This window comes from Micromonospora sp. URMC 106, assembly GCF_051386395.1.
GTDB lineage: Bacteria > Actinomycetota > Actinomycetes > Mycobacteriales > Micromonosporaceae > Micromonospora.
In genome coordinates this window covers 45,701-70,832 of the sequence record NZ_JBPQTP010000013.1, presented here as the reverse complement: position 1 = coordinate 70,832, position 25,132 = coordinate 45,701, and the positions used below count along the sequence as shown (strand labels likewise).

30 protein-coding genes are annotated in these 25,132 nt (G+C 73.8%); 13 read left to right on the top strand and 17 right to left on the bottom strand.

All coding sequences use genetic code 11. The features are described 5' to 3' along the window. The first annotated feature begins 1 nt into the window (after position 1). Positions 2–1,957 carry a VWA domain-containing protein gene (locus tag ACSNOB_RS06925; RefSeq protein WP_436685777.1) on the top strand — a complete coding sequence of 652 codons (1,956 nt, stop codon included), beginning with the start codon at positions 2–4 and terminating at the stop codon, positions 1,955–1,957. Between the two features lie 105 nt (positions 1,958–2,062). Here the strand turns inward: ACSNOB_RS06925 and ACSNOB_RS06920 are convergent, their stop codons facing one another. After that, the gene (locus tag ACSNOB_RS06920; protein WP_436685776.1) at positions 2,063–2,635 is read right to left on the bottom strand and encodes a TetR/AcrR family transcriptional regulator; all 573 of its coding nucleotides are present in this window, start codon (positions 2,633–2,635) and stop codon (positions 2,063–2,065) included. Between the two features lie 110 nt (positions 2,636–2,745). Between ACSNOB_RS06920 and ACSNOB_RS06915 the strand changes: the two genes are divergently transcribed. Beyond that, a complete protein-coding gene (locus ACSNOB_RS06915) occupies positions 2,746–3,528 on the top strand; it encodes an SDR family NAD(P)-dependent oxidoreductase (RefSeq protein WP_436685775.1) in 783 nt (260 codons plus the stop codon). 59 nt (positions 3,529–3,587) lie between these two features. Next, the gene (locus ACSNOB_RS06910; protein WP_436685774.1) at positions 3,588–4,052 is read left to right on the top strand and encodes a hypothetical protein; all 465 of its coding nucleotides are present in this window, start codon (positions 3,588–3,590) and stop codon (positions 4,050–4,052) included. Between the two features lie 109 nt (positions 4,053–4,161). Here the strand turns inward: ACSNOB_RS06910 and ACSNOB_RS06905 are convergent, their stop codons facing one another. Continuing rightward, positions 4,162–4,644, bottom strand: coding sequence for a DUF2231 domain-containing protein (locus ACSNOB_RS06905; RefSeq protein ID WP_393102352.1), 483 nt, complete (start codon positions 4,642–4,644; stop codon positions 4,162–4,164). A 196-nt stretch (positions 4,645–4,840) separates the two neighbouring features. Here ACSNOB_RS06905 and ACSNOB_RS06900 point away from each other — a divergent pair, with 196 nt between their 5' ends. Continuing rightward, positions 4,841–5,269, top strand: coding sequence for a Fur family transcriptional regulator (locus ACSNOB_RS06900; protein ID WP_436685773.1), 429 nt, complete (start codon positions 4,841–4,843; stop codon positions 5,267–5,269). 45 nt (positions 5,270–5,314) lie between these two features. Continuing rightward, complete coding sequence (locus ACSNOB_RS06895; RefSeq protein ID WP_436685772.1) at positions 5,315–6,172, top strand: oxygenase MpaB family protein; 858 nt, start codon at positions 5,315–5,317, stop codon at positions 6,170–6,172. Positions 6,173–6,259: 87 nt separating this feature from the next. Here the strand turns inward: ACSNOB_RS06895 and ACSNOB_RS06890 are convergent, their stop codons facing one another. The 11 genes from ACSNOB_RS06890 to ACSNOB_RS06840 all read right to left on the bottom strand — a co-directional run bounded on the left by ACSNOB_RS06890 (position 6,260) and on the right by ACSNOB_RS06840 (position 15,024). Then, positions 6,260–7,102 carry a RecB family exonuclease gene (locus ACSNOB_RS06890; RefSeq protein WP_436685796.1) on the bottom strand — a complete coding sequence of 281 codons (843 nt, stop codon included), beginning with the start codon at positions 7,100–7,102 and terminating at the stop codon, positions 6,260–6,262. A 138-nt stretch (positions 7,103–7,240) separates the two neighbouring features. Then, the gene (locus ACSNOB_RS06885; protein WP_393102349.1) at positions 7,241–7,855 is read right to left on the bottom strand and encodes a MarC family protein; all 615 of its coding nucleotides are present in this window, start codon (positions 7,853–7,855) and stop codon (positions 7,241–7,243) included. A 40-nt stretch (positions 7,856–7,895) separates the two neighbouring features. Continuing rightward, positions 7,896–8,762, bottom strand: a complete 867-nt coding sequence (locus ACSNOB_RS06880) for a PHP domain-containing protein (protein WP_436685771.1) — start codon at positions 8,760–8,762, stop codon at positions 7,896–7,898. Positions 8,763–8,916: 154 nt separating this feature from the next. Next, a complete protein-coding gene (locus ACSNOB_RS06875) occupies positions 8,917–10,128 on the bottom strand; it encodes a hypothetical protein (RefSeq protein WP_436685770.1) in 1,212 nt (403 codons plus the stop codon). Between the two features lie 56 nt (positions 10,129–10,184). After that, the gene (locus tag ACSNOB_RS06870) at positions 10,185–11,141 is read right to left on the bottom strand and encodes a SigE family RNA polymerase sigma factor (protein WP_436685769.1); all 957 of its coding nucleotides are present in this window, start codon (positions 11,139–11,141) and stop codon (positions 10,185–10,187) included. Between the two features lie 102 nt (positions 11,142–11,243). Then, positions 11,244–12,119: a PH domain-containing protein gene (locus ACSNOB_RS06865; RefSeq protein ID WP_393102345.1), complete on the bottom strand. Its 876-nt coding sequence runs from the start codon at positions 12,117–12,119 to the stop codon at positions 11,244–11,246. 6 nt (positions 12,120–12,125) lie between these two features. Then, positions 12,126–12,284 carry a hypothetical protein gene (locus tag ACSNOB_RS06860; protein WP_007455302.1) on the bottom strand — a complete coding sequence of 53 codons (159 nt, stop codon included), beginning with the start codon at positions 12,282–12,284 and terminating at the stop codon, positions 12,126–12,128. A 116-nt stretch (positions 12,285–12,400) separates the two neighbouring features. Beyond that, positions 12,401–13,102, bottom strand: coding sequence for a DUF6758 family protein (locus ACSNOB_RS06855; protein WP_436685768.1), 702 nt, complete (start codon positions 13,100–13,102; stop codon positions 12,401–12,403). A 140-nt stretch (positions 13,103–13,242) separates the two neighbouring features. Further along, the gene (locus tag ACSNOB_RS06850) at positions 13,243–13,866 is read right to left on the bottom strand and encodes a TrmH family RNA methyltransferase (RefSeq protein ID WP_436685767.1); all 624 of its coding nucleotides are present in this window, start codon (positions 13,864–13,866) and stop codon (positions 13,243–13,245) included. A gap of 55 nt (positions 13,867–13,921) precedes the next feature. Beyond that, positions 13,922–14,446 carry a hypothetical protein gene (locus ACSNOB_RS06845; RefSeq protein WP_436685766.1) on the bottom strand — a complete coding sequence of 175 codons (525 nt, stop codon included), beginning with the start codon at positions 14,444–14,446 and terminating at the stop codon, positions 13,922–13,924. Positions 14,447–14,508: 62 nt separating this feature from the next. Beyond that, a complete protein-coding gene (locus tag ACSNOB_RS06840) occupies positions 14,509–15,024 on the bottom strand; it encodes a MaoC family dehydratase (protein ID WP_436685765.1) in 516 nt (171 codons plus the stop codon). A 550-nt stretch (positions 15,025–15,574) separates the two neighbouring features. Here ACSNOB_RS06840 and trxA point away from each other — a divergent pair. The 3 genes from trxA (at position 15,575) to ACSNOB_RS06825 (ending at position 17,428) form a co-directional block, all read left to right on the top strand. After that, entirely contained in the window at positions 15,575–15,937 is a 363-nt protein-coding gene (trxA, locus tag ACSNOB_RS06835) for a thioredoxin (protein ID WP_436685764.1), read from the top strand. A 136-nt stretch (positions 15,938–16,073) separates the two neighbouring features. Further along, positions 16,074–16,514, top strand: a complete 441-nt coding sequence (locus ACSNOB_RS06830; RefSeq protein WP_436685763.1) for a hypothetical protein — start codon at positions 16,074–16,076, stop codon at positions 16,512–16,514. Continuing rightward, positions 16,511–17,428, top strand: a complete 918-nt coding sequence (locus tag ACSNOB_RS06825; protein WP_436685762.1) for an HTTM domain-containing protein — start codon at positions 16,511–16,513, stop codon at positions 17,426–17,428. Before ACSNOB_RS06830 ends, ACSNOB_RS06825 begins: the two co-directional genes overlap by 4 nt. On the opposite strand, the gene ACSNOB_RS06820 is transcribed toward ACSNOB_RS06825, so the two are convergent. Continuing rightward, a complete protein-coding gene (locus ACSNOB_RS06820) occupies positions 17,392–17,811 on the bottom strand; it encodes a thiol-disulfide oxidoreductase DCC family protein (RefSeq protein WP_436685761.1) in 420 nt (139 codons plus the stop codon). The two genes, ACSNOB_RS06825 and ACSNOB_RS06820, sit on opposite strands and share 37 nt — an antisense overlap. A gap of 102 nt (positions 17,812–17,913) precedes the next feature. Between ACSNOB_RS06820 and ACSNOB_RS06815 the strand changes: the two genes are divergently transcribed. The 3 genes from ACSNOB_RS06815 (at position 17,914) to ACSNOB_RS06805 (ending at position 20,195) form a co-directional block, all read left to right on the top strand. After that, entirely contained in the window at positions 17,914–18,963 is a 1,050-nt protein-coding gene (locus tag ACSNOB_RS06815) for an Rv2578c family radical SAM protein (RefSeq protein WP_436685795.1), read from the top strand. Between the two features lie 24 nt (positions 18,964–18,987). Next, positions 18,988–19,713: a hypothetical protein gene (locus ACSNOB_RS06810; protein ID WP_436685760.1), complete on the top strand. Its 726-nt coding sequence runs from the start codon at positions 18,988–18,990 to the stop codon at positions 19,711–19,713. A 74-nt stretch (positions 19,714–19,787) separates the two neighbouring features. Then, positions 19,788–20,195 (top strand): CoA-binding protein, encoded by a 408-nt coding sequence (locus ACSNOB_RS06805; RefSeq protein WP_436685759.1) that lies wholly within the window; start codon positions 19,788–19,790, stop codon positions 20,193–20,195. 443 nt (positions 20,196–20,638) lie between these two features. Here ACSNOB_RS06805 and ACSNOB_RS06800 read toward each other — a convergent pair whose 3' ends face one another. After that, positions 20,639–21,835 carry an acyl-CoA dehydrogenase family protein gene (locus tag ACSNOB_RS06800; RefSeq protein WP_436685758.1) on the bottom strand — a complete coding sequence of 399 codons (1,197 nt, stop codon included), beginning with the start codon at positions 21,833–21,835 and terminating at the stop codon, positions 20,639–20,641. A 173-nt stretch (positions 21,836–22,008) separates the two neighbouring features. Between ACSNOB_RS06800 and ACSNOB_RS06795 the strand changes: the two genes are divergently transcribed. Next, positions 22,009–22,554, top strand: a complete 546-nt coding sequence (locus ACSNOB_RS06795) for a DUF4190 domain-containing protein (protein WP_436685757.1) — start codon at positions 22,009–22,011, stop codon at positions 22,552–22,554. A gap of 19 nt (positions 22,555–22,573) precedes the next feature. Here ACSNOB_RS06795 and ACSNOB_RS06790 read toward each other — a convergent pair whose 3' ends face one another. After that, positions 22,574–23,479, bottom strand: a complete 906-nt coding sequence (locus ACSNOB_RS06790) for an SDR family NAD(P)-dependent oxidoreductase (protein ID WP_436685756.1) — start codon at positions 23,477–23,479, stop codon at positions 22,574–22,576. A 120-nt stretch (positions 23,480–23,599) separates the two neighbouring features. Here ACSNOB_RS06790 and ACSNOB_RS06785 point away from each other — a divergent pair, with 120 nt between their 5' ends. Then, positions 23,600–24,106 carry a DUF4190 domain-containing protein gene (locus ACSNOB_RS06785; RefSeq protein WP_436685755.1) on the top strand — a complete coding sequence of 169 codons (507 nt, stop codon included), beginning with the start codon at positions 23,600–23,602 and terminating at the stop codon, positions 24,104–24,106. 52 nt (positions 24,107–24,158) lie between these two features. Here the strand turns inward: ACSNOB_RS06785 and ACSNOB_RS06780 are convergent, their stop codons facing one another. Beyond that, entirely contained in the window at positions 24,159–25,115 is a 957-nt protein-coding gene (locus tag ACSNOB_RS06780) for an HpcH/HpaI aldolase/citrate lyase family protein (protein ID WP_436685754.1), read from the bottom strand. Positions 25,116–25,132 lie beyond the last annotated feature (17 nt).

The following is a 25,132-nucleotide window of genomic DNA, read 5'->3' as shown; positions in this document are numbered from 1 at the left end:
CATGGCCGGCAACCGGTTCCGGTACGGGCAGTGGTGGGGCGGCCCGGACCCGCTCGCGCCCCCGTACGACGTGCGGGGCGCGGTGGATGCCGTCGGCGCGGAGGTGCTGGCCGGCGGCAGTCTCCGGGAGGCGCTGCGCGATCTGCTGCGCCGGGGCCCGCAGGGGCGCGGCGGCCTGGACGACCTGGCCGCCCGGGCCCGGCGGCTGCGCCGCGAGGCGCTGCGCCGGGGCGACCTCGACGGGGCGGTCACCCGCGCCCGGGCTCTGCTCGACCAGGCGCTCGCCGCCGAGCGGCACGAGCTGCGCGGGCGCGCCGACGACGCCGCCCGGTTCGCCGAGGCGGTGCTGGACAACCTGCCCCGCTCGACGGCTCGGGCGGTGGAGGAACTGGCCGGCTACGACTGGGCCAGCGACGAGGCGCGCGGGACGTACCAGCGGATCCTGGACGGTCTCCGCGACGACGTGCTGGGCCAGCGTTTCGCCGGGCTGCGCGACGCGGTGCGCGCGTCGGCGGACCCGGCCGCGCAGCGGCGGCTGGCCGAGATGATGCGCGACCTGAACGACCTGCTGGCCCGGCACGCCCGGTCGGAGGACACCACCGACGCGTTCGCCGAGTTCATGCGCCGGCACGGCGAGTTCTTCCCGGAGCAGCCGGCCGACGTCGACGAGCTGGTCGACGTGCTGGCCCGCAGGTCGGCCGCCGGGGAGCGGCTGATGCGCTCGCTGTCCGAGCGGCAGCGGGAGGAACTGGCCGGCCTGATGCGGCAGTCGCTCGGCGACCGGCTCGCCGGGGAGCTGGCCGCGCTGGACGCCAACCTCCGCGCGCTCCGGCCGGACCTGCACCGGGGTGGCGGCGAGCGGGTGCGCGGCGAGCGGCCGCTCGGCTACGGCGAGGCCGCTGGCGCGCTCGGCGAGATCGCCGACCTCGACGAGCTGCTCGACCAGCTCGACCAGGAGCACCCGGGCGCCACCCTGGACGACGTCGACGTCGACGCGGTGGCCCGGACGCTGGGCCGGGAGGCCGCCGACGACGTACGCCGGCTGCGGGAGCTGGAGCGGGAACTGCGCCGGCAGGGGTGGGTCAGCCGGGACGCCGACGGGTTGACCCTGAGCCCGAAGGCGCTGCGCCGGCTCGGCGGCACCGCGCTGCGGCGGGTCTTCGCCGACCTGACCGCCGGGCCGCGCGGCCAGCACGACCTGCGCTCGGCGGGCGCCGCCGGCGAGGTCAGCGGCGGCTCGCGCCCCTGGGAGTACGGGGACGAGCAGCCCCTGGACGTGGTGCGGACGCTGACCCGGGCGGTCCGCCGCACGGGGACGGGCGTGCCGGTGCAACTCGCCGTCGAGGACTTCGAGGTGGTGGAGACCGAGCGGCGGGCGTCGGCGGCGGTGGCACTCTGCGTCGACCTCTCCTACTCGATGATCTCGCAGGGCCGGTGGGGCCCGATGAAGCAGACGGCGCTGGCACTGGCGCACCTGATGGCCACCCGGTTCCCGCAGGACGCGTTGCAGATCGTCGGCTTCGGCCGGGAGGCGCTGCCGCTGACCCAGCAGGAGTTGGCCGCCGTCGAGCCGGACATGCAGCAGGGCACGAACCTCCAGCACGCGTTGCGGCTGGCCGCCCGGCACCTGCGGCGGCACCCGGACGCCGAGCCGGTGGTGCTGGTGGTGACCGACGGGGAGCCGACCGCCCACCTGGATCCGGACGACGGGGAGGCGCTGTTCCACTGGCCGCCGCTGCCGGAGACGATCGAGGCGACCGTCCGCGAGGTGGACCGGCTGACCCGCTACGGCGCCACGCTCAACCTCTTCATGCTCGGCGACGACCCGGGCCTGCGCCGCTTCGTCGACGCCGTGGCCCGCCGTTCGAAGGGTCGGATGTTCACCCCGGACCTGGAGGACCTCGGCGAGTACGTCGTCTCCGACTACCTGCGCGCCCGGCAGCCCCGCCGCCGCTGATCCCCCGGTGGGGGTGGTCCGCGCCGGTTGGTTCCGGCCTGCCGCGCCCGCTCGGGGCCGGGGCGGGCCCGCTCAGGGCGGCGCGGGCGTGCCCGCCGGCGGCGGTCAGGGCCTCGGGGCGGCTCCGTGCAGGAGGGTGTCCAGGATGCGGGCGGCCAGGGCGTCGGGGTCGCCCGTCGGCTCGGCGGCGCCGTGCATGGTCTCGTCGATCAGCGCCAGGTAGACACGCCGGGTCCAGTCCAGGTCGACGTCCGGGCGGACGAGCCCGGCCTGCTGTGCCCGGCGTAGCACCAGTTCGCATCCGGCGTGGACCTCCTCCCGGGTCCGCACCGTCGACGGATCGTCGCTGGGCTGGCCGAGGGCGAACGGCCACCGCGACTTGATCTCCAGGATGCTCGCGGTGGCCTGGTGGAGGGCGACCAGGGGCGGCGCGGTGGCTGGCCGGGCGGCGGCCACGGCCGCGCCGATCTGCGCCCAGGCGTCCCGTGTCATGCGGCTGATCAGCGCGTCGCGGCTGGCGAAGCGGCGGTGCACCGTCGTGCGGGCGACCCCGGCCGCCTCGGCGATCTGCTCGATGGTGGCGGCCGGGTTCGCCGTCAGCACCCGCTCGGCGGCCTCCATGATGGTGCGGATGCTGCGTTCGGCGTCCGCTCGCAGGCGTCGCTGGCCCTCGGCCATTCCGTCTCCTTCCCGCTGGTGCCAGGTAAACAATACGTCACGACCCGACTCGGGTCGTTATCTAAGACATGGTGTTGCAGTTGTCAACCATAGCCGCTACGGTTCGATGCATGACTGACGTTGCACTCATCACCGGCGCCTCCTCCGGGATCGGCGCCGAATTCGCCCGGCAGCTCGCGGCAGAAGGGCGGGACCTGGTCCTGGTCGCCCGCTCGGTCGACCGGATGGACGAGCTGGCCGCGACGCTCCGGCAGGCCCACGGCGTCCGCGTCGAGGTCATCGGGCAGGATCTCGCGGCACCCGACGCCACCGCCCGGGTGGTCGCCGAACTCCGAGCCCGTGGTCTCGACGTGACCCTCCTGGTCAACAACGCGGGCTTCGGCACCTGCGGCCGGTTCGAGGAGATCCCCGCTGACCGCGACCACGACCAGCTCATGGTCAACGTGGTGGCGCTGACCGACCTGACGCACGCGCTCGTGCCCGCCATGCTGGCCCGTGGCCGTGGCGGGGTGATCAACGTCGGGTCGACCGCCGGATTCCAGCCCGCGTCGTACTTCGCGGTCTACAGCGCGGCCAAGGCGTTCGTGCTCAACTTCAGCCTCGCGCTGTGGAGCGAGTACCGGGACCGGGGCCTCCACGTGCTGGCGCTGTGCCCCGGCCCCGTCGAGACGGGCTTTTTCGAGGCGATCGGCACCCGCCGGGCCGCCATCGGGGGACGGTTCGAGACCCCGCAGCGGGTGGTGGCCCGGGCGCTGCGGGCGTTGGCCCGGAACCAGGGCTACGTCGTGTCCGGGCCGGGGACCTTCGCCGGCGCGCACCTGCAGCCGCGCCGCCCCCGCAAGCTGGTGGCCCGGATCAGCCGCATGGTCACCCGGGGCGTGCTGCCGGCCTGACCGCCACGCACCTGCCCGGTCCGGCCCGCCCGGCGCCGGATCGCAGCTAGCCTGGGCGGATGGAGGTCGACAGGCTGCGGCGGGCGTACGAGGAGGTGCTCGCCGAGGTCGACGCGGGCGGGTTCGGGCCGCCGCCGGCCGGGCAGCTCAGCGCCGAGCAGATCGTCGCCCACCTCGCCGCCAACGACGAGCTGATGACCGAGGCGACCGAGGCGGTCATCGCCGGTTCGCCGTTCGCGTACTACGACCTGGAGACCATCCACCGCCCACAGGTGGACGCGCTGGTCGCCGAGTGCGGCGGGCTGGACGGGCTGGCCACCCTGCTGCGGGCCACCAGCCAGAAGCTCTGCGCGCTGGCCGAGCGGCTCGGCCCGGCGGCGCAGACCCCGGTCGACACCCACCTGCGCGAGGGCTTCGACCTCGTCGTCGACGACACCCTGCCCTGGGGTCGCACCCTCGACCTGCACACCCGCGTCCACCTGCCGAAGCACCTGGCCCAGCTCCGCATGCTCCGCGCCCACTGACCCGTCCCCATTTCGGCGATCTTGCACTTGCTGCCCCGACATATTCCGCGAACGGGGCGAAAGGAGGGCCGAAAGTGCAAGATCGCGGGGAGGGTGGAGGGGGGCGAGGTCAGATGGTGTTGCCCCAGACCGCCTCGGCGCCAGAGTGGCCGGTGAGGTAGACGTAGACGAGGCTGGCGACGCCGAGCGCGACCACGACGACCGACAGCACCGGGGTGACCCAGGACGGCAGCTTCGGCACCCGCGGGTGCCCGCTCGTCACCGCGAGCAGCAGCAGCGACACCACGGCCAGCGGCAGGACGTACCGGAACAGGATGTCGCCGTAGCGGGAGTGCTCGAAGATCTGGTCCACGATCGGGCCCTGCATGCCCCGCGCGACGAACGCGTCGGTCAACTCCTCGCCGGACTCGACCGCGACGAAGGCCGTCACCGGCGCCGCCACGGCGAGGATCGCCACCGCCCAGTCCAGCCGGGGCCGGAACCGGGGCAGCGCCACGTACGCGGCGGAGAGCAGGGCCAGCAGCGGCACGAGCACGACGACCGCGTGCACCACCAGCACATGGGCCGGCAGACCCAGGATCTCCTTGAACATCGACACCTCCGGCGGTACGCGATCGCGGGCTGCCAGCGTACGGTGCGCCGGTCGACCCGCCCAGGCCCTGTCGACCGGCTACACGCGCCCCGGACCGCTCCGGTTCACCGCCCGCGGCACCGAGCTGGCTGTGGCCGCGGCCACCTCGCGCCGGAGGCAGGTTGTCGACCTCGTGACCGCGTGCTGTCATTGGCACGTGTCCGGTGGCGAGGAACTCCTCCGGTCGAGGGGCCTGCGGGTCACCCGGCCGCGCCTCGCCGTGCTCGACGTACTGGCCGGCGGTGGCCACCTCGAGGTGGACGAGATCACCCGGCGGGTCCGCGAGCGCCTCGACTCCGTCTCCACCCAGGCGGTCTACGACGTGCTCGGCGCGCTGTCCCGGGCCGGGCTGTCCCGCCGGATCGAGCCGGCCGGCAGCCCCGCCCGCTACGAGGCGCGGGCCGGGGACAACCACCACCACGTGGTCTGCCGGGGCTGCGGCGAGATCGCCGACATCGACTGCGCGGTCGGCAGCGCGCCCTGCCTGGACCCGAACATCGCCCACGGGTTCGAGGTGGACGAGGCGGAAGTGACCTTCTGGGGCCTCTGCCCGACCTGCCAGGCCCGCCGCTCAACCGACGACTGAACGCCACCCGGGGCGGGTCGTCGCGGGGCGTGGCACGCTTGGGCGGTGGACTCCGATGACCTCGGTCTCTTCGGTCCGGGTTCGGTCACGTGGAAGGTGCACGAGGAGCCGATCCTGATCGTCGCCGGCCTGCGCTCGCTCTACCTCCAGGCACTGCACCCGCGCGCGATGGCGGGGGTCGCGCAGAACAGCGACTACCGCTCCGACGCCTGGGGTCGCCTGGTGCGCACCGCCACCTACGTGGGGACCACCATCTACGGCACCACCGCCGAGGCGGAGGCCGCCGGACGGCGGGTACGCCGGCGGCACGCCCGCATGCGGGCCACCGACCCGTTCACCGGGGAGGAGTTCCGCGTCGACGATCCCGACCTGCTGCGCTGGGTGCACGTCACCGAGATCGAGTCGTTCCTCGACACGGCCCGCCGGGCGGGGCTGCCCCTGACCGCCGACGAGATCGACGGCTACTACACCGAGCAGCGGCGGGCCGCCGCCCTGGTCGGCCTCGATCCGCAGACGGTCCCCGGCACCGCCGCCGAGGTGGCCGACTACTACCGGCGGATCCGCCCGGAGTTGCGGATCACCCGCGAGGCGGCCGAGACGGCGCTGTTCCTCACCGCTCCGCCGATCCCGTGGAAGCTCAGTCTGCCCGCCCGGATCGGGCTCAACCTGGGGCCGCCGCGCTGGGCGTACTTCGGCATCGCCGGCACCGCGTTCGCGCTGCTGCCGGCCTGGGCCCGCCGGATGTACGGCGGGCTCGGCCTGCCGACCACCACGCTCTCGGCCGACCTGACCGTGCGGGCGCTGCGGTTGACCCTCGCCGCGGTGCCGCGCCGCTGGCGGGAGGGGCCGTTGCAGCAGGCCGCGAAGGAACGCGCCGCCCGCCTCGCCGACACGCCCGCCTGAGCGCCGCCGACGCCCCGCCTGAGCCGGGTGGGGTCGGTCCAGTTCCGGCCGGGCGGGTTCGGTCGGTCTCGGCCGGGGTGGGATCGGTCAGTCCCGGCCGGGCGCCGGGCCGGCGGAATGCTCGACGGCCGCCCACGGCTCCTTGCCCGGCGCCTGCGCCCCGGCCGGACAGGTGCGCCGGTAGTCGCACCAGCCGCAGCGGGGGCCCGGCGTGGTCGGGAAGGCGTCGTCGGGGTCACCCCCGTCGGCGACCGCCCGCTCGGCGGCCATGATGTCGCGCGCGGTCTCCTCGGCCCGGGACAGCTGCCGGGCCAGCGACTCGGCGGTGTGCTCGTGTGCGGCGACCGTGCCGGTGGGCAGGTGGTGCAGCTCCACCCGGCGGCACGGCCGACGGAACACCCGCTCGGCCGCGTACGCGTAGAGCGCCAGCGCCTGCGAGCCGCGCGCGTCGTCGGCGTCCAGCCCGGTGCGGCCCGTCTTGTAGTCGACGATGACCAGCTCGGGCCCCTCGGGACCGGGGCGGGAGTCGATCCGGTCGGCGCGGCCGTTGAAGGCCAGCACCGCGGTCTTGACCGCCACCACCCGCTCCACGCCGAGCGGGTCGACCCCCGGCTCCAGGGTCTCGACGTAGGACTCCAGCCAGCCCAGCGCCCGCCGGTAGGCCGCCCGCTCCTGCTCGTCGTCGCGGTAGCCCTCGCGGACCCACGTGCCCTTGAGCAGCGCGGCGAGCGCCTCGGGCCGGCGCCGCTCAGGGCTGAGGGCATACCAGTTCTTCAGGGCGGTGTGCACGCTCGCGCCCAGGGAGTTGTGCGCCCACGGCGGGCCCTTGGGCGGGGCCGGACGGTCGACGTAGGAGTAGCGGTAGCGCCGGGGGCAGTCCGCGTAGGCGCCGAGCTTGCTGGGGGTGCAGACGAAGAGCCGCTCCGGCATGCCCTCGAAGCCGAGCTGCTCGGGCTGGTCGCCGCGGGGGCGGGGCGCCCGGCCGCCCGTGGCGGAGGACCGTCCGGCTGAAGAGGCTCGTCGCACACCTGGATCCTGCCATCCGGGCCCGACAAACCCGGCCGCCGGTCAGGCCGCGTTGGCGTACTGGGTCACGAAGGCGGCCACCGCGTCCGCGATGAGCTGCACCGCGATCGCCGCGAGCAGCAGGCCGGCGATCCGGGTCAGCACCTCGATCCCGCCCGGGCGCAGGATCTTGACGATCCCGCCGGAGAACCGGAGCACGATCCACACCGCGGCCATCACCGCGACGATCGCGGCGGCGATGGCGGTGTAGTCCGCCCCGCCGTCGGCCTGCTGGACGAAGAGCATGGTGGCCACGATGGCGCCGGGGCCCGCCAGCAGGGGCGTGCCCAGCGGCACCAGCGCGATGTTCGAGGTGACCTGCTGGCTCGGGTCGTCGGCCTTGCCGGTCAGCAGCTCCAACGCCACCAGGATGAGCAGCAGCCCACCGGCGGCCTGGAGGGCCGGCAGGTCGACGTGCAGGTAGTCGAGGAGGGTCTGGCCGGCCACCGCGAAGATCACGATCACGCCGAGCGCCAAGGCGACGGCCTGCCACGCCGCCCGGTTGCGGTCCCGCGCCGGCAACGGGCCGGTCAGCGCCAGGAAGATGGGCATCATGCCCGGGGGGTCGACGATCACCAGCAGGGTCACGAAGACCTCACCGAACAGCTTTGCATCCACGTGATCAACGTAGCCGCGCCGGCGGAGGCGGAAACGCGGATCAGCCGGAAGCGACCCCGGTCACCCCGCCCGCCTCGGCGAGGATCCGCTCGTACGCCTCCGGGTCGGTGGTGAACGCGCCGAGCCGGACCGTCTTGTGCGTGCCGTGGAAGTCCGACGAGCCGGTCACCAGCAGGCCCAGCTCGCCGGCGAGGGCGCGGACGTGCGCCCGCTCGGCCGGGGAGTGGTCCTCGTGGTCGGCCTCCAGCCCCGCCAGGCCCACCGCGGCCAGGTCGGCGATCAGCTCGTCCGGCACGATCCGCCCCCGCCGGGTGGCCCGGGGATGGGCGAAGACCGGCACGCCGCCCGCCGCGCGGACGAGCCGGACCGCGTGGAAGACGTCGATGTCCTCCTTCGGCAGCCGGTAGCGCTCGCCCAGCCAGTCCGGCCCGAACGCCTCCGTGGTGGTGGCGACCAGGCCGGCCCGGATCAGTGCCTGGGCGATGTGCGGGCGGCCCACCGTCCCGCCGGCCGCGCCGGCCAGGATCTCGGGCCACCGCACGTCGATCCCGTCGGCCCGCAGCAACGCCACGATCCGCTCGCCCCGCTCCTCCCGCGCGGCCCGCACCCGGGTCAGCTCGGCGACGAGCTCCGGGGAGTCCGGATCGAAGAGGTACGCCAGCAGGTGCAGCGGTACCGCCGGCTCCTCGCCGTACCAGCGGCAGGAGATCTCCGCTCCCCGGATCAGGCTGAGCCCGGCCGGCAGCGCCCGCAGGGCGGGCTCCCAGCCGGCGGTGGTGTCGTGGTCGGTGATCGCCACGACGTCCAGCCCGGCCTCCGCCGCCGCCCGGACCAGCTCGGCCGGGCTCAGGGTGCCGTCGCTGGCGGTGGAGTGGGTGTGCAGGTCGATCCGCGGACGGGCGCTCACCGCCCTGACGCTACCGCCACCCCCGGCCCCCGGCGCGCGGGCGTCGTCGGGAACCGCCGCGACCGACCGGCACCAGCCGTGGTCAGGAACCGCCGCGACCGACCGGCACCGGCCGTGGTCGGCAACCGCCGCGGCCGACCGGCACCGGCCGTGGTCAGGAACCGCCGCCGACCGGCACCGGCCGCTGGCCGTCGACCAGGCCGGCGACCGGGACGCCGGACGCCTCCTCACCCGCGAGCACCCGGCTGACGTCGATCCGGACCAGGCCGGCGAGGGCGTCCGCGTAGTGCGCCGTCCCCTCCGGCGTCCAGGCCACCGGCCCGTGCACGGGCGGGCCTGCCGGCCGGATCGTGGTGGTGGGGCCGAGCCGGTCCAGGTCGACCAGCAGCGCGCGGTCCACGCCGCCCGCCCGTCCGTTGACCAGGAGCCACCGCCCGTCGGCCGACACCCCGCCGCGCCCGTCGGCGCTCAGGGTGGGCCCGCAGCCGGTCCGCACCGGCGCGAGGTTCCGGGCCGGGTCGAGCAGGGCGAGGCAGGGTCGGCGCGGCGTGCCGGCGGACACCTGCGCGACCACCACTCCGTCGGGGCGGGTGCCGTAGACACGCAGGGTGGCGCGGTCGCCCCCGCCCTTCAGCGGGCCCCGCGCCGGGCGCCACAGGGCGTGGCCCGGCTGGTCCGCGTCGAGGCGCACCAGGACGGCGTCGCCGGCGAAGCCGACGGGCACCGCCCCGGCGGGCACCGGCGTGCGGGCGGCGGCGACGACCTGGGTGCCGACGATTCCCGCGGCGACCAGCTCGGCGCCCTCCCGCCAGGCGACCTGACGCCCGTCGCGGCTGAGGGCGATGTCCCGCGCCCCGGCCAACAGCAGGTGGGCCGCGCCGTGGGGCAGTACGACCCACAGCGAGCGGCCGGCCGCCGTCGGGGCGCCGACCACGGCCCAGCCGGCGCCGTCCGGCAACCGCTGGGCACGCTCGGCCGGGCCCACGTCCGGCAGCGTCAGCCGCTGCCCGCTCGCGGTGGCGAGCACCGGGCCGAGGATCAGGTCCACCTCGCCCCGGCTGACGTCGTTCGGCGGGGCGTCCGACAGCGCCGGGGTCGGGTCCGGCAGAGGCGAGGCGTACGGGTCGCCGAGCACGACCGTGGGGTGGCTGGGCCGGCCGGGCTGCTGCCCCAGCTGCGCAATCCCGGTGCTGACCCCCACGGTGGCGACCGCGGCCAGCGCCACCCCGGCCAGGGTGCGCCGGCGCCGGGCCCGGTCGGCCCGTCGGATGGCCAGTCCCGCCGGGTCGGCGGCGAGCGGACGGGCGACGGCGACCCGGCGGGTGAACGTCTCCCGCAGCGCCTGCTCCAGCTCGTCCTCGGTCACGCCGTATGGACGCCTCGGGCCGTCGGTCCGGTTGTCAGCACGGCCCGCCGGGCGGCTCACCGACGCTCTCCGGCGGCGGTGCCGGCCGGTACGCCGGGCAGATCCCGCTCCTCGTCACGGTCGGCGCGCAACGCCGGACCGGTCAGGGCCCGGACCCCCGACGCCACCGGAACCGGCTCACCGGCGGGCGCGGTAAGCCCGGCGTCCGGCGCGGGGAGCCGGGTGCCCGAGGCCGGGTCGACGGGTCCGCCGACCGGGACGGCGGACCCGCTGCCCGGATCGTCCGGGGCGGTGGACCCGCTGACCGGATCGCCCGGTGTGACGGGGCCGGCACCCGGCGCGGCGACGCGCGGCGGGGCGTTGGTCGCCGCGACCACGGCCGCCGCGTCCGCGCCCACCACCATCGTCGGCGCGCCGTACGCCGGCAGCGGCCCGGCCGGGGCGGGTGCGGGCCGGTCGGCGGGGGCACGCCGGGGACGGGCCGGCGTCGGCTCGGCGCCGGCCGGCAGGTCGAGGGCGGCCTCGGCGCCCATCCGGCGGCGCAGGGTGCCCAGGGCACGCGAGGTCTGGCTCTTCACCGTGCCCGGAGAGATGTTGAGCAGGGCGGCGGTCTGCGCCTCGGACAGATCCTCGTAGTAGCGCAGCACGAGCACCGCCCGCTGCCGGGCGGGCAGCGCGCTCAGGTGCCGCCAGAGCAGGTCCCGGTCGAGCTGCTGCTCGATCTCGTCGACCGCGGCCCGCTCCGGCAGCGTCTCGGTGGGGCGTTCACCGTGCCAGCGCCGGCGCCACCAACTGGTCGAGGTGTTGACCATGACCCGGCGGGCGTACGGCTCGATGGCCTCGATCCCGCCGAGCCGCTTCCAGGCCAGGTACGTCTTGGTCAACGCGGTCTGCAGCAGGTCCTCGGCGGTGGCCCAGTCGCCGCTGAGCAGGTACGCGGTGCGCAGGAGGGCGCCGGAGCGGGCCGCGACGAAGTCGCGGAACTCCTCCTCCAAGGGATCCCTGCCCGCCATCAGCCACCTCCGCGCCCCGTTTCCCTGGCAGGTTGCCACGTCCGCGACGGTCGGGTCGACGGCGAATGGTGCGCAGTTCCTCCGATGTTCGGACGAAAAGTTTCACGCCCCGTCGTCGGCCTTGGCCTCGTCGGCCTCCTTGCCCAGCCGCGCCTCGACCGCCTGCGGCTCGTACATCTCCTCGACGACGCGCAGGTAGAGCTCGTTCGGGTTGGGCAGGTTCTTGATCTCGCGGAGCGCCTGCTCCTGACCGGCGGACTCCAGCACGAACGTGCCGTAGTTGAGCGCCCGGCCGGTCGGGGTCTGCTCGTATTTCATGTCGGTGACCCGGACCAGCGGCATCATCGCGACCCGCCGGGTGATGATGCCGTTGACCACCATCACCCGCTTGTTGGTCAGGATGAAGCGGTCGTACCACCAGTCGGCGACCTTCCACGCCACCCAGCCCATCACCGCGAACCAGAGCAGCACCGCGATCGTGGTGAGCGCGCCGACGTCCTGCCCGGCGAGGAAGCCGGAGAGGTAGCCGAGCACGAAGGTCGCGGCGATGCCGACCAGCAGCGGGGTGGAGAGGTGGATCCAGTGCCGCTTCCACTCACCCCGGTAGCGCTCGGTGGGGAATAGGTAGCGGGCGACCAGCGAACTGGGCTCGTCCTCCAGCGGCAGCACCCGGCGGGGGGCCATGCCGGCGGCGTCGGCCCGCAGGCCGGCCAGCTCGTCCTCCGAGATCTGGGGCGGCTGGTAGCCGGCCTCGGGGTCGCGGATCCAGGCCCGGCCGGACCGCCCCTCCCCGGCATACGCCGGGCCGTCGCCGAAGCCGGCGTCGTCCGAAAGGGAGGGGCCGTCGCCGAGGCCCGGACCGGTGCCGTAGCCCGGCCCGTCGTCGGGCCCGAGCCGAGGGATCGGCTCCGTGTCTCGCTCCCGGCGCTCCCGGTCGGGGTCGTCGGGGTCGAAGGGTGGACCGGAGGGGCTTCCCATCGGCGGCTAGGCCACGAGACTGGTGAAGAAGTCGCCGAAGCCCTGTGCGATGTCCATGATGCCGCCGCCCAGGGACTTGAACACGTCCGCGGCGGAATTTGGCCGGTAGGCGACGAAGAAGATCAAGAATGCGATTCCGGCCCAGGTGAGGACCTTCTTGACCATGGCGGGCCATCCTCTCGCGCGGCGCCGGGTCCCATTACCGCAGCGGCACCCAGAGTATCAGTGTGGTGTCGTACAGTGAATATCTGCGTCCGTTCTCCGACATTCCGGGAGGGATGTCAAGCCTTCCCGTGCAGATACGGAGACGGTGCGCCGTACACGAGCTCGGGCGGTGTCCACTCGGTCAGGTCGTGCAGCACGACTTCTTCCGCGAGCAGGTGACCCGCACTCGCCGGCCAGGCTATCGCATGGAGCCACAAACCCCGAGCCTCGCCGGCGTACGCGCTTCGATCCGTCGGCGAGTTCACGAGCCACAGTGGAGTCGGGTGACCGGCCACCTTGATCCTGGCCTGCCCGACGTGCTCCGGGTGCCCGGGCCCCGGGTCGGTCAACGCCTCGGCCAGTTCCGGGCCCGGATCGGGGCCGGGCATCCCGGCGAACCGGGTGCCCAGGCCGACGCCCGGCTCCTCGGCCACGAAGACCAGGTCGGCCGGGCCCTCGCCGAGCGGCGCCGGCCCGGCGCAGGCGACCGCGGTGGCCCGGATGCCGGTCCGGTCGTCCCCGGCGTACGCCACGCCGGTCATGGTCCAGCCCGGCGGGAGCGGCCACGGGCACCACAGCGGCGTCGGCGGCCGGGCGGGCGGGTCGGCGGCGGAGGTGATGCGGTCCACCACGCTGGCCACGATCTCCGGGCCGATGTGCTCGGGCACGTGCAGTGGGGGAACCGGCCCGCAGTCCAGGCAGCGCGACTCGGTGTGCATCAGGTCCGGCGCCCGCACCGGGCCCCCACATCTCGGACAACTCACCGCGACACTCACCATCCCACCGTCGCCCCGCCGCGCCGCCCCGTCAAGCGGAGCGCCGCTTTTTCGGTGTCCCCGACCGCCCGCTCAGGCCGGCGGCGCGACGGCCACTGAGCCCGGCCGCGGGCCGGCCGCCCGGGTCGGGGCGAGACGGCCGCTCAGGTCGGGGGCGGGCCGGCGTGCGCGCGGATCCACGCGTGCATGGCGATGCCGCTGGCCACGCCGGCGTTGATCGACCGGGTCGAGCCGTACTGGGCGATGGAGAAGAGCTGGTCGCAGGCGGCGCGTGCCGGATCGGAGAGGCCCGGGCCCTCCTGCCCGAAGAGCAGGACGCAGCGCCGCGGCAGGGTGGTGGTCTCCAGCGGACGCGACCCGGGCAGGTTGTCGATGCCGACGACGGGCAGCTCCCGCCCGGCCGCCCAGGCGACGAAGTCCTCGATGGTTTCGTGATGGCGGACGTGCTGGTAGCGGTCGGTCACCATCGCCCCGCGCCGGTTCCACCGGCGACGGCCGACGATGTGCACCTCGGCGGCGAGGAAGGCGTTGGCATTGCGGACCACCGTGCCGATGTTGAAGTCGTGCTGCCAGTTCTCGATCGCCACGTGGAAGTCGTGCCGGCGCCGGTCCAGGTCCGCCACGACGGCCTCGCGCCGCCAGTAGCGGTAGCGATCGACCACGTTGCGCCGGTCGCCCTCGGCGAGCAGCTCGGGGTCGTAGCGCGGGTCGTCCGGCGGGTCCCCCGGCCACGGTCCCACACCGACGTCGAGCTGGTCTCCGGTCACGGTCAGGCAGGGTACGTCCCGCGCACGCCGCCCCGGGCCGCGACCCCGCCGGGGCTCAGCCCAGCCCCAGTGCGCCGCCGAGCCGGTCGAGGAAGCGGCGGTCGGCGGGCGCCGGCGGCAGCCCCTCGGCCCCGCTCGTCGCCGCCCGGCAGACCCGGGCCGCGACCGACTGCACCCACTGCCGGTACGCCGCCGAGTCGGCGGGATCGGCCCGCCGCAGCACCCGGGTCGCGGCCCGGCAGGCGGCGAGCAGGTCCACCACGTCGGTGAGCCGGTCGACCGGCTGGGACGCGCCGTCGTGCCGGGCGTAGATGGCGGCGACCACCGCGCGTACGAGATCGCTGTCGAAGGCCCGCCCCGCGGCGACCGCGTCCAGGCCGGCGAGCCCGGCGGCGACCCCCCGGTGGGGGCGGCCGGGGCCGGGCGCGGCGGCGGCCACGATCACCCGGCCGGGGAGGCTGGTCAGCAGATCCCACTCGGCGGCGGAGTAGACGGCGGTGGTAAGCGGTGCGGCGCGGCGGCCGGCAGAGGGCGGCTCTCCGGCGACGGAGTGGCTCATGGGAACCTCCGGCGCCAGCATATGCCCCGGAAGGGAAAAAGGGCCCCTTCCACCCGGAACCCGGATAAGAAGGGGCCGTCGCGTCAGCGGGGCTCGGGGAAGCTCGGCCGCTCCGGGTCCACGCCCTCGGGCACGGCGGTGGCCGCGTACTCCTTCTTGGGGACCATCACCCGGCGGCGGAAGACGCAGACCATCGTGCCGTCCTGGTTGTAGCCCCGGGTCTCCACCGAGACCACGCCCCGGTCCGGCTTGGAGGACGACTCCCGCTTGTCCAGCACGGTGGTCTCGCCGTAGATCGTGTCGCCGTGGAAGGTCGGGGCCACGTGCCGCAGCGACTCGACCTCGAGGTTCGCGATCGCCTTGCCGCTGACGTCGGGCACCGACATGCCCAGCAGCAGGGAGTAGATGTAGTTGCCGACCACGACGTTGCGCTTGAACTGACTCGCCGACTCGGCGTAGTGCGCGTCCATGTGCAGCGGGTGGTGGTTCATGGTGAGCAGGCAGAAGAGGTGGTCGTCGTACTCGGTGACCGTCTTGCCGGGCCAGTGCCGGTAGACCGCGCCGACCTCGAACTCCTCGTAGTAGCGGCCGAACTGCATCCTTGTCCCTTCGACGGGCGGCGATGGAGTTCGGCACAGCATGCCTTATCGAGTGTTAAGGCGACGGGTGGGGCGCGAGCCGTGCGGAAATGTCACACCGGCGCCACCGAGGGGAGACGCAATGAGCGGCGGGGCCCTCCCCGGCACCCGCCGCCCACGCTCTGATGCGGAAGATTCTGCCGTACGACAACGGGGACGGAACAGAGACAGAGGTCACATTTATCTTTTTGTAACACTACTCTGTGTAGCCATGGTGAGAGCCTTCGGCGATCTCCGCACACCGGATAGCCGCTTGTCAAGCGCCAGATTGCTCAATCATGTCGACCCGTCGTGCCGATCTTATTGGAAGCGCTCCCATCACCGCTGGTCACGCAAATGCGTCCTGCACTTGCGAGCCGCACGAGGAGCCGGAAAGCTACGCCCGTCGATGGGAGCGTGACCGTCGACACGGCCGGCGAGGGACGCGTTTCGCCGCGCCGGTGCCGGGAATTCCACGCGGTACGCCCTGGTTCCACCAGACGTAGCTATTCCGCGCCGATCGGAGACTTTCATGGCAACCGTAGAGCTGACCACGGCAAACTTCGATGAGGTGGCCGGCAGCGACGGCATCGTGCTCGTCGACTTCTGGGCCGAGTGGTGTGGCCCGTGCAAGCGGTTCGCCCCGGTCTACGAGCGCTCCTCGGAGAAGCACCCCGACATCCTCTTCGGCAAGGTCGACACCGAGGCGCAGCAGGAGCTGGGTGCCAAGTTCGACATCCGCTCCATCCCGACCATCATGGCGATCCGCGACGGCGTCATCGTCTTCGCCCAGCCCGGCGCCCTCCCCGAGTCCGCCCTGGAGAACCTGATCGAGCAGGTCCAGGCCCTCGACATGGACGACGTGCGCCAGAAGCTGGCCGGGCACAAGCACTGACCGACCCGTTCCACGACGGCCGGGCCCTCGATGGGCCCGGCCGTCGTCGCGTCCGCGTCCCGGCCCACTCGGCAGCGAGAAGTGGCCGTCGGACGGACCCCGCGGCGGGCGGTACATCCCGTATCGTCACGACCCGATGGAGACCTTGACCAGCCGCGGTCGCACTGTCCGGCTCGCCGCCACGGCCCTCGGCCTGGCCGTCCTGCTCGCCGGCACCGTCTGGGGCACCGACGACCACTTCCCGTTCGGCCCGTTCCGGATGTACTCGACCTCCAACCCGCCGAGTTCCCCCGCACCGGACACCCGCGTCGAGGGCGTCGACAGCACCGGCGCGGTCGTCGAGCTGGGCGAGAGCGCGACGGGCATCCGTCGGGCCGAGATCGAGGGCCAGCAGGACCGCTACGCCGCCGACCCCGAGCTGCTCACCGAGGTCGCCGACGCGTACGCCGAACGCCACCCCGGCGCGGCGAAGCTGGTCGAGGTCCGCATCGTGGTCCGCTGGCACGGCATCCGGGACGGCCGGCCCACCGGCCGGTGGACCGACGAGACCGTGGTCTCCTGGCAGGCGGGCAAATGAGCCGCTGGCTGACCGAGCCGGTGCCCCGCGGCCGGGTGGCCGCCTTCCGGACGCTGATCTATCTCTTCGTCGCCGCCGACCTGGTCGTCTTCACCCCGTGGGTACGCACCCGGGTATCCGTGCCCGGGGAGCTCTACCAGCCGCTGCTCGTCGGACGGGTGCTGCCGCTGCCCACGCCCACCCCGGCACTGGTCGCCGTGCTCTTCTGGGCCCTGCTGCTGCTTGCCCTGCTCGCCGCGACCGGCCGGGCGCCCCGACTGCTCGGCTGGGCGGTCTTCGCGCTCTACTTCGAGTGGATGATCGTCGCGATGAGCTACGGCAAGGTCGACCACGACCGGTTCGGCCTGCTCGTCGCGCTGGCCGTGCTGCCCACCGCCGGCCGGGCCCGGCACGGCGACACCACCCGCACCGAGGCGGGCGGCTGGGCCCTGCGGGTCACCCAGATCGCCGTCATCTGCACGTACTTCCTGGCCGCCTGGGCCAAGCTGCGCTTCGGCGGGCTGGACTGGCTGACCGGCTCGGTGCTGGCCCGGGCGATCATCCGGCGCGGCACCGAGCTGGCCGACCTGATCGCCTCGGTGCCGTACCTGCTGATCGTCGCCCAGTTCGGCATCGTCGCGTTCGAGCTGCTCAGCCCGGTGGTCTTCCTGCTGCGCGAGCGCTGGCGGCTGGCGACCGTGGGCTTCTTCTACTCGTTCCACCTGGTCACCATCGCGACCATCACCATCTCGTTCGCGCCGCACCTCGCCGCGATGACCAGCTTCCTGCCGCTGGAGAGGGTCCGGCCCGTCGTCTGGGCGCGCCGGCTGCTCACCCGCGGCGGGCGGGGCACCGGGCGGCCCGCCGACGCCGACGACCCCGCGCCGTCACTCGCCGGTCAGGCGTCCGCGGCCGGGCGACCGGACGGGCCGTAGAGGCGCTCCCGCGCCTCCTGGGGCAGCGCGCAGGCGGCCGTCCCGCCCGGGAGCCGGTGCCGGTTGCGGGCGACCCAGCGGTACGCGGGCCAGGCGGCGGCGCGTACCGGCGGGAACCGGAGGCCGGCGCCGGCCACCCGCCACAGCGGACCGCTGTCGCCGAGCAGTTTCGCGATCGCGTCGGGACCGGCCGCCCGGGAGCCGTCCGCGCCGACCCACTGCACCGCCTCCTCGCACTCGGCCTCGGTCAGGCCGAGCGCGTCGAGATCGGCGAACTGCCACGGCACCACCCGGACGCCCGTGGGGATCCGCCGGTCGATGAACTCGGCGCAGCGGGTGCAGAACGCGCAGTCCCCGTCGTAGACGAACGTCGACGTCTCCATGACTCCCATCCTCCACCCGCCGTCCGCCGGCCCGACGGCGAGGTGGGCGGGAACACGGCGGGTCACTTGCGCTCCGCTCGTACGCGTGTTCGAATGAGGGTCATGCGCTGGGACAACCTCTCCGCTCCCCCGGACGAGGGGGTTCCCGATCGGGCAGCGCCAGCGACGCCACCCCTGCCGCTGGCGCTGCCCGGCGCGATCGCCCGCACGTTCGACACCCCGGGCTTCGCCGGCATGACCTTCTACGAGATCCGGGCCAAGTCGATCATCAACAGGGTGCCCGGCGCGTCCCGCGTCCCCTTCGAGTGGACGATCAACCCGTACCGGGGCTGCTCCCATGCATGCCGCTACTGCTTCGCGAGGAACACCCACACATATCTCGACCTCGACGCTGGCGCGGACTTCGACCGCAAGGTGATCGTCAAGGTCAACGCGGGTGAGCTGGTCCGGCGGGAGCTGGCCGCGCCGCGCTGGCGGGGCGCGCACGTCGCGATGGGCACCAACGTCGACTGCTACCAGCGGGCCGAGGGGCGTTACCAGCTCATGCCGCAGATCATCGCGGCGCTGCGCGACTTCGCCAACCCGTTCTCGATCCTCACCAAGGGCACGCTGATCCTGCGGGACCTGCCGCTGCTGCGCCAGGCCGCCGAGGTGACGCGGGTCGGGGTCTCCTTCTCGGTGGGTTTCGTCGACGAGCGGCTCTGGCGCTCGGTCGAGCCGGGCACGCCCAGCCCGCGGCGGCGGCTGGACGCCGTGCGGGCGCTGACTGACGCGGGCTTCGACGTCGGGGTGCTGATGGCGCCGATCCTGCCCGGGCTCAGCGACGACGACGCCTCGATCGACGCCACGGTGGCCGCGATCGCCGCCGCCGGGGCGACCAGCGTGACGCCGTTGGCGCTGCACCTGCGGCCCGGGGCCCGGGAGTGGTACGCGCGCTGGCTCGGCCGCGAGTTTCCCCACCTGGTCCCCCGCTACCGCGAGCTCTACCGCTCCGGCGCGTACGCCCCGCAGCCCTACCAGCGGGAGCTGACGGCGCGGGTGCGGATCGCGGCTCGCCGGCACGGGCTGCACCGGGGCGAGCGCGGCGACAACCGCAGCCTGCCCGACCCGACGCCCGCGCCGCCGGCCGCCGAGCAGCTCAGTCTGTTGTAGACGGGGACCGATACGCTGCCCGCCATGCGGGAGACCATCACCCGGGCACTGCGCCGGCAGCGCGTCGCGGCGGCGGTCGCGGTGGCCCTCGGGCTGCTCTGGGGCGTGGTGGCTGGGTGGACGGCGCGGATCGGCGGCCCCGCCGCCCTGCTCATGTTGCTGCCGCTGCTCGCGCTCGGCTGGAGCCTGCTGCCGATCTTCGGGCGGCCCAGCACCACCGAGCCGCGGGTGGACGAGCGGGAACGGGCCTTCTTCGTGCCGCCCCGGCGCCGGCCGAGCTTCCGCTGCGTCATCCTCGGCTTCCTCGCGTACCAGATCGTCTACCACCCCGTCGCGAGCCGCGACGAGCTCTGGTGGGTCTATCCGAGCATCGCCGGCCCGCTGGCCGTGCTGCTGGCGGCGGCGCTCTGGCGGCGGGTGCCCGAGGTGGCACTGACCCCGACGGGGATCACCGCCGGCGACCCGCTGCGGCACGTCCACGTGCCGTGGGAGGCGCTGGACCCGGCGGCCATGGCGCGTCCGCCGCGGGCCGGCGCACTCCAACTGCCGGTGCTGCGTCCGGAACTGGTCCGGCGCGGCGGCATCGTCCGGCGTCCGCAGGTGGCCGTGGAGAACTGGGATCTGGATGTCGCGCCGGATTTGCTGGCCGGCGCAATCGCGCACTACGCCGCCCACCCGGAGCACCGCGCGGCGATCGGCACCCCGGAGGAGTACGCCCGGCTGCGCCGCGCGCTCGCTGACGGCGGTTGAGCGATGACGGCGGCTGAACGGCGGCGGCGGTTGAGCGGCGGGGCCAGCTTCGGCGGCGGGGTTAGAGTCGGCGGATGCGCTCCGCTCAGCAGATCCTCGCCGACTCCGCCGTGATCGCCGTCGTGGGCGCGTCCCGCGACCCGCGCAAGGCCGCGCACAGCGTGCCGTTGCAGATGCAGCGGTACGGCTGGCGGATCATCCCGGTCAACCCGACGGCGGACGAACTCTTCGGCGAGCGCGTCTACCGGTCGCTGGCCGACATCCCGCACCCCGTCGATCTGGTGGACGTGTTCCGGCCGGCGCAGGACGCGGTCGAGGTGGTCCGCGAGGCGGTCGCCATCGGCGCCCCGGCGGTCTGGTTGCAGCTCGGCATCGTCTCGCCGGAGGCGCGGCGGATCGCCTCGGAGGCGGGCATCGACTACGTCGAGGACCGCTGCCTGATCGTGGAGCGGGCCGCCGGCGGCCTGACCCGACTGGGCTGAGCGGGCGTCCGGCGGGCGGCGTCGGTGCCACCCGATCGGCCCTGTCGAGCTGATGTCGTAGACGACTCACGCCCGGGCGCCCGGACGATGCCGTAGACATCCGACCGACGCCCGGTCCCCCAAGGCCGGGGCGTGGTCCGGCACCACCGAGGACTGGTCAGGCACCGCCGCCGTCCCGCTCGCGGCCGGCTGCAATCCCACGCCCGGACGATGTCGCAGACATCCCACGCCCGGACGATGTCGCAGACATCCCACGGCCGGACGGTCCGCGACGACCTGCGCCGCGCCGAAACCCTGACGGCCGACCAGCCATGTCGTGGACGACGACCCGCGCCAGGACGCCCGGATGATGTCGTAAACGACTCAGCTCGACAGGGGCCGACCGGTGGCACCGGCGGTGGGCCGGTGCCACCGGTGCCGGCGACGCGATCGAGCCCTCAGCCTCAGAGTTTGTACTCCTTGAGCAGGCCCCGGGAGATGATGGTCTTCTGGATCTCCGAGGTGCCCTCGCCGATGAGCAGGAACGGGGCCTCCCGCATCAGCCGCTCGATCTCGTACTCCTTGGAGTAGCCGTAGCCGCCGTGGATGCGGAACGCCTCCTGGACGACCTCGGCGCAGTATTCGGAGGCGAGCAGCTTCGCCATGCCGGCCTCGACGTCGTTGCGCTGGCCGGCGTCCTTGAGCCGGGCGGCGTTGACCATGAGGGCGTGCGCGGCCTCGATCTTGGTGCCCATCTCGGCGAGCTTGAAGGCGACGGCCTGGTGCTTGGCGAGCGGCTGACCGAAGGTGCGGCGCTGCTGGGCGTACGCGACGGCGAGCTCGAAGGCGCGGATGGAGATGCCGCAGGCGCGGGCGGCCACGTTGACCCGGCCGACCTCGATGCCGTCCATCATCTGGTAGAAGCCGCGGCCGACCTTCTCCGCGCCACCGAGGACGGCGGACTCGGGAACGGTCACCCCGTCGAGGACCATCTCGGTGGTCTCGACGCCCTTGTAGCCCATCTTGTCGATCTTGCCGGGGATGGTGAGGCCGGGCGCGGTCTCGCCGAAGCCGGGCTCCTTCTCCAGCAGGAAGGTGCTCATGTTGCCGTAGACCGAGTCGGCGCCGGTGTCGGTCTTGACCAGGGTCGCCACCACGGAGGAGTACGCGCCGTTGGTCAGCCACATCTTCTGGCCGTTGATGACGAACCGGTCGCCGTCGCGGACGGCCTTCGACTTGATCGCGGAGACGTCGGAGCCGCACTCCGGCTCGGACATCGAGAAGGCGCCGCGCACCTCGCCGGTGGCCATCTTCGGCAGCAGCCGGGCCTTCTGCTCGGCGGAGCCGTGCTGGGAGATCAGGTACGCCACGATGAAGTGGGTGTTGACGATGCCGGAGATCGACATCCAGCCCCGCGACAGTTCCTCGACCACCAGGGCGTAGGTCAGCAGGGACTCGCCGAGCCCGCCGTACTCCTCGTCGATGGTGAGGCCGAAGAGGCCCATCTCGCGCATCCCGTCGAGGATGTCGGTCGGGTACTCGTCGGCGTGCTCCAGCCGCTGCGCGTGCGGGATGATCTCCTTGTCGGCGAACTCCCGGACGGTTTCCAGGATCGACCGCTGCACATCGGTCAGGCCGGGCGTCTGGGCGAGTCGGGCCATCTCAGCCTCCGGGGGTCGGCGCCTTACTCATGGGTAACTGAACGCTCGGTCAGTATCAGCCGCCCGGCGGGCGAGGCCAAGGTGACCAGTCCACACAACCGCTGTGAAAAGGTTCACCGCTGCGGGTAGCGTCCGGCAAGAGGGACGCGATCCGCCACCGGCAGGAGGAGACCGTGAGCCAGCCACCATCGCCGGGCCCGCCCGATCCAGACCGGCCGCCGTCGCCCTGGGAGCCCCCGCCGGGCCACGACCCGTCGCGGTCCGAGCCGCCCCCGTCGTGGTCCGAGCCGCCGTCGTACCACCCGCCCTCCCACGAGCAGCCGGCGTACGGGCAGCCCGCCCACGAGCAGCCCGCCTACGGGCAGCCGTCCTACGAGCAGCCCGGCGAGGCGCCGCACGGCCAGCAGTGGGGGCACCAGCCCCCGTACACCCCGCAGGTGCCCTACGGGCAGTACGGCCCGCCGTCCGGTCCCCGCCCCGGCGGGGGCACGAACGTGCTGGCCATCCTCTCGCTGGTGCTCGCGTTCGTCTTCGCCCCGGCCGGCATCGTGCTCGGGCACCTGGCCAAGCGGCAGATCCGCACCACGGGCGAGGAGGGCGACCAGCTCGCCACCTGGGGCCTCGTCCTCGGCTACGTCTTCACCGGGCTGGGCCTGCTCGCCTGCTGCGGATGGATCGCCCTGATCGTCGTCGCCGGCGACGGCGGCACCACCTACTGACGGCCGCCGCCGGCACGGCTCACCGGAACTGCGCCTCGCGGACGCTGTTGCCGCCGTCCACCACCAGCATCTGCCCGGTGATGTACGACGCGGCCGGCGAGCAGAGGAAGGCGATCGCGGCGGCCACCTCGTCCGGCGTGCCGGGGCGACCGACCGGGGTGCCGAGGCCCTGCCTGATCTCCGCGACCGTGGAGGCCGCGGTGTGGATGGTGCCCGGCGCGACCGCGTTGACGGTCACCCCGTCGGCGATCATCTCCATCGCCAGCGCCCGGGTCAGCCCGACCACGCCCGCCTTGGCCGCCGCGTACGCCGCCTCCGTCGGCAGCGCGTTGACCGGCCCGGCGGTGGCCGCGAGGTTGACGATCCGGCCCCAGCCCCGCTCGGCCATCCCGCCGATGAAGGCGCGGCTGCACAGGAACGCGGTGGTCAGGTTCCGGTCGATCTCGCCGCGCCACTCGTCGTAGCTGAGCTGCGCGACCGGGCGCAGCACCTCGGGGCTCGCCCGGCTGGCCAGCCCGGCGTTGTTGACCAGCACCTCCACGTCGCCGAGCTGCTCGGTGACCGCGTCGGCGAGCGCCCCGACCTCCGACTCGTCGGTGAGGTCCGCGACGAAGCCGGTCACGCCCAGCTCGCTGGCCCGCTCGTGGATGCGCCGGGTGGTGGAGACGATGGCCACCCGGGCACCGAGGTCGGTCAGCCGGCGGGCCGTCGCGTACCCGATGCCGTCCGCGCTGCCCGCCCCCGTGACCAGGGCGACCTTCCCGTCGAGCCGCATGGTCACCGGGTCGGGCACCGGCGCCGGCTCGTCGATGCCGGCGGGGCCCGCCGGTGCGGCGGCGCGGGTACGCCGGGCCAGGCCGGGGCGGCTCGCGTCCCGTCTCGGTCGGCTTCCGGAACGGTCCGCGGCTCGCGCGTCAATCACCATGCCAGGATCCTGCCCGCTTCCCCAGGCTCGGGCAACGCGGCACACCCGGTGGTGACCCCCCAGCGTGTGGGTCGACCTGACTACCCTGACGGGCGCACCCGCACCCAACGGAGTAGACGAATGACATATCCCCCGCCGTCCGGCGGCTGGAACGACCCGGCGTGGTCGGGCCAGCAGTCGAGCCCGCCCGCCGACCCGGTGAGCGGTCAGCCCATCCCCGTCCAGCCCACCGCCGCCGATCCGTACGCCCCGGCCGACCCGTACGCGGGCGGTGACCCGTACGCCGGCATGAAGCAGACCTCGGGCCAGCCCGCCGCCGGATACCCGGCCCCGGCCTACCCGGCGTACGGCTACGCCGCACCGCAGAAGACCAACGGCCTGGCGATCGCCGCCCTGGTGCTCTCCCTGGTCGGCTTCACGTCCTGCATCACCGCGCCGGTCGGCGCGATCCTCGGTCACGTCGCCCAGAAGCAGATCCGGCAGACGGGCGAGGGCGGCGAGGGCATGGCGAAGGCCGCCATCATCGTCGGCTGGATCCTCACCGGCCTGCTCGTCCTGCTGATCCTGTTCTACGTGGCAGCCATCGTCTTCGCCATCACGCAGTCCGACTCCAGCAGCAGCTACTGAACGCACCGTGCCGCCCCGGTGTGGCCGGGGCGGCACGGAAGGACCCGGCCGTCTACTCCGCCGGCGGGGTGAAGCTGGACGTCCGCGTCATCCCGGCCGCCCGGCCCTTCGCCGCGACGACCAGCGCCATCTTGCGGGACGCCTCGTCGATCATCTCGTCGCCGAGCATCACGGCGCCGAGCTTGCCGCCCGCCTCCGACGTGTAGTGCTCGTACGCGTCGAGGATCAGCTCCGCGTGGTCGTAGTCGGCCTGGGCCGGCGAGTAGACCTCGTTCGCGGCGTCGATCTGGCCCGGGTGCAGCACCCACTTGCCGTCGAAGCCGAGCGCCGCCGAACGCTTGGCCACCTCGCGGAACGCGTCCACGTCGCGGATCTGCAGGAACGGGCCGTCGATGGCCTGCTTGTCGTGCATCCGGGCCGCCATCAGGATGCGCATGAGGATGTAGTGGTAGGGGTCGCCCGGATAGTCCGGGATGAGGGCGCCGACCACCAGGGACTTCATGTTGATCGAGGCCATGAAGTCGGCCGGGCCGAAGATGATCGTCTCGACCCGGGGCGAGGCGGCGGCGATGGCGTCCACGTTGACCAGGCCGGCGGCGTTCTCGATCTGCGCCTCGATGCCGATCCGGCCGACCTCGAGGCCGAGCGTCTTCTCCAGCTGGGTCAGCGTCATGTCGAGCCACTGCACCTGGGCCGCGTTCTGCACCTTCGGCAGCATGATGCAGTCCAGGTTCGCGGCCGCCCCCTCGACCACGTCGATGACGTCCCGGTAGGTCCACGGGGTCGTCAGGTCGTTGACGCGCACGACGCGGGTCTTGCCCGACCAGTCGCCCTCGTTGAGCGCCGCGACGATGTTCTTCCGGGCGTCGGGCTTGGCCAGCGGGGCGACCGCGTCCTCCAGGTCGAGGAAGACCTGGTCGGCGGGGAGGCCCTGGGCCTTGCCGAGCATCTTGACGCTGGAGCCGGGTACCGCGAGGCAGGACCGGCGGGGGCGACCGACTGCGGCCATGGATGCGCTCCTTCCAG

What these genes read in the sequence shown, in the direction of transcription:
- ACSNOB_RS06925 (WP_436685777.1), top strand. Translation starts at nt 2, where the DNA reads ATGGCCGGCAACCGGTTCCGGTACGGGCAGTGGTGGGGCGGCCCGGAC.
- ACSNOB_RS06920 (WP_436685776.1), bottom strand. Translation starts at nt 2,635, where the DNA reads ATGGCCGAGGGCCAGCGACGCCTGCGAGCGGACGCCGAACGCAGCATC.
- ACSNOB_RS06915 (WP_436685775.1), top strand. Translation starts at nt 2,746, where the DNA reads ATGACTGACGTTGCACTCATCACCGGCGCCTCCTCCGGGATCGGCGCC.
- ACSNOB_RS06910 (WP_436685774.1), top strand. Translation starts at nt 3,588, where the DNA reads ATGGAGGTCGACAGGCTGCGGCGGGCGTACGAGGAGGTGCTCGCCGAG.
- ACSNOB_RS06905 (WP_393102352.1), bottom strand. Translation starts at nt 4,644, where the DNA reads ATGTTCAAGGAGATCCTGGGTCTGCCGGCCCATGTGCTGGTGGTGCAC.
- ACSNOB_RS06890 (WP_436685796.1), bottom strand. Translation starts at nt 7,102, where the DNA reads ATGCCGGAGCGGCTCTTCGTCTGCACCCCCAGCAAGCTCGGCGCCTAC.
- ACSNOB_RS06870 (WP_436685769.1), bottom strand. Translation starts at nt 11,141, where the DNA reads ATGGCGGGCAGGGATCCCTTGGAGGAGGAGTTCCGCGACTTCGTCGCG.
- ACSNOB_RS06865 (WP_393102345.1), bottom strand. Translation starts at nt 12,119, where the DNA reads ATGGGAAGCCCCTCCGGTCCACCCTTCGACCCCGACGACCCCGACCGG.
- ACSNOB_RS06860 (WP_007455302.1), bottom strand. Translation starts at nt 12,284, where the DNA reads ATGGTCAAGAAGGTCCTCACCTGGGCCGGAATCGCATTCTTGATCTTC.
- ACSNOB_RS06855 (WP_436685768.1), bottom strand. Translation starts at nt 13,102, where the DNA reads ATGGTGAGTGTCGCGGTGAGTTGTCCGAGATGTGGGGGCCCGGTGCGG.
- ACSNOB_RS06845 (WP_436685766.1), bottom strand. Translation starts at nt 14,446, where the DNA reads ATGCTGGCGCCGGAGGTTCCCATGAGCCACTCCGTCGCCGGAGAGCCG.
- ACSNOB_RS06840 (WP_436685765.1), bottom strand. Translation starts at nt 15,024, where the DNA reads ATGCAGTTCGGCCGCTACTACGAGGAGTTCGAGGTCGGCGCGGTCTAC.
- trxA (WP_436685764.1), top strand. Translation starts at nt 15,575, where the DNA reads ATGGCAACCGTAGAGCTGACCACGGCAAACTTCGATGAGGTGGCCGGC.
- ACSNOB_RS06830 (WP_436685763.1), top strand. Translation starts at nt 16,074, where the DNA reads ATGGAGACCTTGACCAGCCGCGGTCGCACTGTCCGGCTCGCCGCCACG.
- ACSNOB_RS06825 (WP_436685762.1), top strand. Translation starts at nt 16,511, where the DNA reads ATGAGCCGCTGGCTGACCGAGCCGGTGCCCCGCGGCCGGGTGGCCGCC.
- ACSNOB_RS06820 (WP_436685761.1), bottom strand. Translation starts at nt 17,811, where the DNA reads ATGGAGACGTCGACGTTCGTCTACGACGGGGACTGCGCGTTCTGCACC.
- ACSNOB_RS06815 (WP_436685795.1), top strand. Translation starts at nt 17,914, where the DNA reads ATGCGCTGGGACAACCTCTCCGCTCCCCCGGACGAGGGGGTTCCCGAT.
- ACSNOB_RS06810 (WP_436685760.1), top strand. Translation starts at nt 18,988, where the DNA reads ATGCGGGAGACCATCACCCGGGCACTGCGCCGGCAGCGCGTCGCGGCG.
- ACSNOB_RS06805 (WP_436685759.1), top strand. Translation starts at nt 19,788, where the DNA reads ATGCGCTCCGCTCAGCAGATCCTCGCCGACTCCGCCGTGATCGCCGTC.
- ACSNOB_RS06800 (WP_436685758.1), bottom strand. Translation starts at nt 21,835, where the DNA reads ATGGCCCGACTCGCCCAGACGCCCGGCCTGACCGATGTGCAGCGGTCG.
- ACSNOB_RS06790 (WP_436685756.1), bottom strand. Translation starts at nt 23,479, where the DNA reads ATGGTGATTGACGCGCGAGCCGCGGACCGTTCCGGAAGCCGACCGAGA.
- ACSNOB_RS06785 (WP_436685755.1), top strand. Translation starts at nt 23,600, where the DNA reads ATGACATATCCCCCGCCGTCCGGCGGCTGGAACGACCCGGCGTGGTCG.
- ACSNOB_RS06780 (WP_436685754.1), bottom strand. Translation starts at nt 25,115, where the DNA reads ATGGCCGCAGTCGGTCGCCCCCGCCGGTCCTGCCTCGCGGTACCCGGC.